Source organism: Streptomyces silaceus, assembly GCF_001419745.1.
In the GTDB taxonomy this organism is placed as follows: domain Bacteria; phylum Actinomycetota; class Actinomycetes; order Streptomycetales; family Streptomycetaceae; genus Streptomyces; species Streptomyces silaceus.
This window is the reverse complement of record NZ_LIRJ01000644.1, coordinates 1-5,125: the sequence shown is the minus strand read 5'-3', so window position 1 is coordinate 5,125 and position 5,125 is coordinate 1. Positions and strand designations below refer to the sequence as shown.

Genomic DNA, 5,125 nt, shown 5'->3' with positions numbered 1-5,125 from the left:
CCGCGTGGTGGCGGTCGGTACGACGGCGTTGCGGGCCGTCGAGTCGGCGGCGGGGGCCGAGGGTGTGGTGCGGGCGGCGGCGGGCCGGACCGAGCTCGTGGTGACGCCGGAGCGGGGGGTGCGGGTGGTGGACGGCCTGCTGACCGGGCTCCATGAGCCGGAGGCCTCGCATCTGCTGATGCTGGAGGCCGTCGCGGGCCGGGCGGCGGTGGAGCGGGGGTACGCGGAGGCGGTACGCCGTCTCTACCTGTGGCACGAGTTCGGCGACGTCCACCTCCTCCTACGGGAGGGCGCTCCTCACTGAGAGCGTTGCTGGGGCAACGGTTGGTGAGACTGTTACCCGTCCGATGTGAGCCCGCGCATAGGACGCACATCACGTACGAAGGTCCCTAGTGGATAAGGAATCCCTTTATGTACCGGGGGTGCGCGGCCGTCAAAGGCATCGGTGCACCCCCTGATCCACTACCCGGGATCGTACGTCACGCCTTTGCCACAGAATTTTGCGCCCGCTAAGAATTGCTCCCGTCGCTCGGCGCCGCGGTCTCACCACCGCGGCGTTTGTGCCGGAGAAGCAACCTGTCCCCCGCCGGACCAGAGCGACCTCCGCTATTCGAAGAGGTCCACTCGCATGTCCACGCACAGCACCCCTGGTCATAGTCGCAACGCCCTGACCAAGACCCAGAAGTTCTCGATCGCCGGTGTCGCCACGCTCGGCGCCGCCGCCCTCGCGTTCTCCCTCGTGCCGGGCAGCTCCGAGGCCACCACCCAGGCCGCCGACGTCTCCCCCGTGGCCTTCGCCGCGTCCACCGACGCGCAGCAGACGGTCCACGCGAGCGTCTCCAAGCAGCAGTCGAACGCCGACAAGCAGGCCAAGGCCGCCGCCGCGAAGGCCGCCGCCGACAAGAAGGCCGCCGACGAGGCCGCCGCGAAGAAGAAGGCCGAGGACGAGCGGAAGGCCAAGGAGGCCGCGAGCCGCGCCGCCGCCCGCAAGCCCGTCTACGCCAACAACCTGGACGGCTGGATCCGCCAGTCCCTGGACATCATGAAGTCCAAGGGCATCCCCGGTTCCTACGATGGCCTGCACCGCAACATCATGCGCGAGTCCACGGGCAACCCGAACGCCATGAACGGCTGGGACGTCAACGCCATCAACGGCACCCCGTCGATCGGCCTGCTCCAGGTCATCCAGCCGACGTTCAACGCGTACCACGTCGACGGCACGTCGACGAACATCTACGACCCGGTCGCCAACATCACGGCCGCCGCCAACTACGCGGCCGACAAGTACGGCTCGATCGACAACGTGAACGGCGCCTACTGAGCCTTGATCGCCTGATCAACGGACCTCTTCAGCCGAAGACGAGGCCCACGGACGCCGAAGGGCGGCACCCCGCGCGGGGTGCCGCCCTTCTCGTGTGCCCGGGGCACTTACTTGCGCATGACCTCCGGCTCGTGCCGGCGCAGCAGGCGCGCGACCGCGAAGCCGCAGGCGATGCCGAGCAGCAGCAGGACCGTGATGTTGAGGCCCCACTGGCCGACCGAGTGCTCCCACAACGGGTCCAGGTCGTTCGGCTTCTTCGGGTCCCACGGCGGCATCAGGTGCGCGAGGTCCAGGGTGGAGCCCGCGCCCGCGATGGCCCAGCGGGACGGCATCAGCCAGGCGAACTGCTCCAGGCCCGGCGAACCGTAGATCTGGAAGAGCACGCCGGTGAAGACGACCTGGACGATCGCGAACATCACCAGGAGCGGCATGGTCTTCTCGGCGGTCTTCACCAGCGAGGAGATGACCAGGCCGAACATCATCGAGGTGAACCCGAGCGCGATGATCGTCAGGCAGATCTCCGCGGCCGGCGGCATGATCAGGCCTTCCTTCGGCAGCTCGCGCGGGGCGAAGCCGATGGCGCAGATGATGACGCCCTGGATGGCCGTGATGAGGCCGAGAACGATGACCTTCGACATCAGGTACGCCGAGCGGGACAGGCCGGTCGCCCGTTCCCGTTCGTAGATGACCCGTTCCTTGATCAGCTCACGTACCGAGTTCGCGGCGCCCGAGAAGCACATGCCGACCGCGAGGATCAGCATGATCGTGCCCGCGTCGCCGTTGAACTTGGCCGGCGGCTTGGGCGGTCCCAGACCGAAGTCCGCCGGAATGACGACGCTGACGACACCGAGGACCGCGGGCAGGATCACCATCAGGCCCATGAAGCCCTTGTCGGAGGCGATCACCGACACATAGCGGCGGATCAGGGTCCACAGCTGTGGGCCCCAGCCCTGCGGCTTCGGCGGTCTGACCGCCTGCGGCGGCGGCATCGGTACGGACTGCGCGGCGACGGCGTCGATGTCCGCGGCGTACATCTGGTAGTGCTGCGAGCCCTTCCAGCGGCCCGCCCAGTCGTAGTCGCGGTAGTTCTCGAAGGCCGAGAAGACGTCGGCCCAGGTGCCGTAGCCGAAGAAGTTGAGGGCTTCCTCCGGCGGGCCGAAGTACGCCACCGAACCGCCCGGCGCCATCACCAGGAGCTTGTCGCAGATCGCCAGCTCGGCGACCGAGTGCGTGACGACGAGGACCGTGCGGCCGTCGTCGGCGAGGCCGCGCAGCAGCTGCATGACGTCGCGGTCCATGCCCGGGTCGAGGCCGGAGGTCGGCTCGTCCAGGAAGATCAGCGAGGGCTTGGTCAGCAGTTCGAGGGCCACCGACACGCGCTTGCGCTGGCCACCGGAGAGGGAGGTGACCTTCTTCTCCTTGTGGATGTCCAGCTTGAGCTCGCGCAGCACCTCGTCGATGCGGGACTCGCGCTCGGCCTCCGTGGTGTCCGCGGGGAAGCGCAGCTTGGCCGCGTACTTGAGGGCCTTCTTGACGGTCAGCTCCTTGTGCAGGATGTCGTCCTGCGGGACCAGACCGATGCGCTGACGCAGCTCGGCGAACTGCTTGTAGAGGTTCCGGTTGTCGTAGAGGACGTCGCCCTGGTTGGCGGGCCGGTAGCCGGTGAGCGCCTTGAGCAGGGTGGACTTTCCGGAACCCGAGGGGCCGATGACCGCGATGAGCGACTTCTCCGGGACGCCGAAGGAGACGTCCTTGAGGATCTGCTTGCCGCCGTCGACCGTGACCGTGAGGTGGCGGGCCGAGAAGGAGACGTCACCGGTGTCGACGAACTCTTCGAGCTGTCCGCCGACGAGGCGGAAGGTCGAGTGGCCGACGCCGACGATGTCGTTCGGGCCGATCAGGACCGTGGAGGACTTCGGGATCGGCTGGCCGTTGACGTACGTGCCGTTGTGGGACCCGAGGTCGTGGATCTCGAAGCGGCCGTCGGGCGTCGCCGTGAACTCGGCGTGGTGGCGCGAGACCTGCAGGTCGGAGACGACGAGCTCGTTCTCCAGGGCACGGCCGATGCGCATCTTGCGGCCGAGCGCCAACTGGTGGAACGTCGTCGGGCTGCGGTCGCCGTAGACCGGCGGTGCCCCCGCGGCGCCACCGGAACCAGGAGTCTTCTGCGCGTACGCCTCGGCGGGCCCGCCCTGCTGCTGGGGCACGTGCGGCTGGTGCTGCTGCTGGGGCTGCTGTTGCTGCCAGCCCTGCTGCTGCGCCTGGTACGGGGCCTGCTGCTGGGGTGCCTGCTGGTGCGGGGCCTGCCCGGCCCAGCCCGGCGCCTCCTGCTGGGGCTGCTGGGGCGCGTGCTGCGGCGCGGCCTGCTGCTGGGCCTGCTGCGGCGCGGACACGGCAGCCGCGGCGGCCGCGCCCGAGGCGCTGCCGGACAGGTTCAGCCGCGGACCGTCGGTCGCGTTGCCCAGATGCACCGCCGAACCAGGGCCGATTTCCATCTGGTGGATCCGCTGGCCCTGCACAAAGGTGCCATTGGTACTGCCGTGGTCCTCAATGACCCAACTGCGCCCGCTCCAGCTGATCGTCGCGTGCCGCCAGGAGACCCTGGCGTCGTCGAGCGAGATGTCTCCCTGCGGATCGCGTCCGAGGGTGTACGGCCTGGACGCGTCGAGGGTCCAGGTCCTTCCATTCAATTCCAGTACGAGTTCCGGCACTCCATGCCCCACTGAGTTGTCCCCCGAGCTAGCCCCCATCGATGGGGAGTCTAGGGATGTCGAACATCGGGAGGAACTATTTCAGGCGGAGGCCTCTGACCGAAAGTCGGGCCTTGTGAAGACTGCGTACGGGCGTCAGGGGTTGCCCCGTTGACGGGGAAGAAAACGGCCCGGAGAGTGGTAAGCGCCCATCAGTCCCCATCAGTGCACACGGATCATGCTCATTGAGCGCATCCCGCACATATGGGGCAAAGCGCTGCGGTTCGGGGGTTCCTGATGGAGGCCGTCTCACACGTCAGCCACGTCTCACACAAGGGCGAGCGCCGGGGCGTGCGGTGGGGCGACGTCGTGCTCTCCGCGATCGCCGCCGTGAGCTGGGCGCTGATCGGCATGGCGGGGACCGCCGCGCTCGGACTGCATCTGCTCGGCGCGGACGCGGTGGGCTCGCTCGGGCCGATGACGGCGGCGACCGTCGCGCTCGGCGTGGGCGGTTCGGTCACGCCGTCCGGCGACGTCTCGGCGTTCGGCCTGGACGGCGCCGAGGCGACCACCGCGATCGACATCGCGCCACTCGGCGTCGGCCTGGTGGGCGCGTTGCTGCTCACCTCCTTCTTCCTGCGCTCCCTGCGCGGGGCGGGAGCCGTCGTCGCGCCCGCCGAACTCGTCGCGCGCGTGGGCGCGGTGATCGCCCTCTTCGCGGCGATGCTCGCGGGGCTCGCCTGGGTGGGGCACGACGTCATCACGATCGACGGCAAGCAGCTCGGCATCGACAAGGGCATCGACAAGGGGCTCGACCAGTTACCGGGCGGCATCGGCGACAAACTGCCCGGCGGGATCGGGGACATCGGCGGACTGCTGCCCGACCGGCTCGGGGACCTGATGAAGGCGAAGGCCTCGGTCGGCTTCACCGTGGAGACCGGGGCGACGCTCCTCGGCGGGACGATCTGGGTGGCGGGCGTCCTGCTCGTCGCGCTGCTCGCCTCGCGGCGCACCCCGCTGCCCCGCGCCCTCGACGCGCTGCACCGGGTGGTGCGTCCCGCCGTGTCCGCGCTGGTCACGGTCGTCCTGGTGGCGGTCGCCGCGGGGCTCGCCG

4 protein-coding genes are annotated in these 5,125 nt (G+C 69.2%); 3 read left to right on the top strand and 1 reads right to left on the bottom strand.

The window, feature by feature from the left end; translation table 11 throughout:
• Positions 1-304, top strand: a 304-nt coding sequence (locus tag AOK22_RS38165; protein WP_167357942.1) for an S-adenosylmethionine:tRNA ribosyltransferase-isomerase, incomplete at its 5' end; no start/stop codon positions are given.
• 324 nt (positions 305-628) lie between these two features.
• The gene (locus AOK22_RS38160; RefSeq protein WP_055703225.1) at positions 629-1,321 is read left to right on the top strand and encodes a transglycosylase SLT domain-containing protein; all 693 of its coding nucleotides are present in this window, start codon (positions 629-631) and stop codon (positions 1,319-1,321) included.
• A gap of 107 nt (positions 1,322-1,428) precedes the next feature.
• Here AOK22_RS38160 and AOK22_RS38155 read toward each other — a convergent pair whose 3' ends face one another.
• Positions 1,429-4,032: an ABC transporter ATP-binding protein/permease gene (locus AOK22_RS38155; protein WP_079037107.1), complete on the bottom strand. Its 2,604-nt coding sequence runs from the start codon at positions 4,030-4,032 to the stop codon at positions 1,429-1,431.
• 276 nt (positions 4,033-4,308) lie between these two features.
• On the opposite strand from AOK22_RS38155, the gene AOK22_RS38150 reads away from it, so the two are divergent.
• The coding region (locus AOK22_RS38150; RefSeq protein ID WP_244165274.1) for a streptophobe family protein at positions 4,309-5,125 on the top strand (817 nt) is incomplete at its 3' end.

What these genes read in the sequence shown, in the direction of transcription:
- AOK22_RS38160 (WP_055703225.1), top strand. Translation starts at nt 629, where the DNA reads ATGTCCACGCACAGCACCCCTGGTCATAGTCGCAACGCCCTGACCAAG.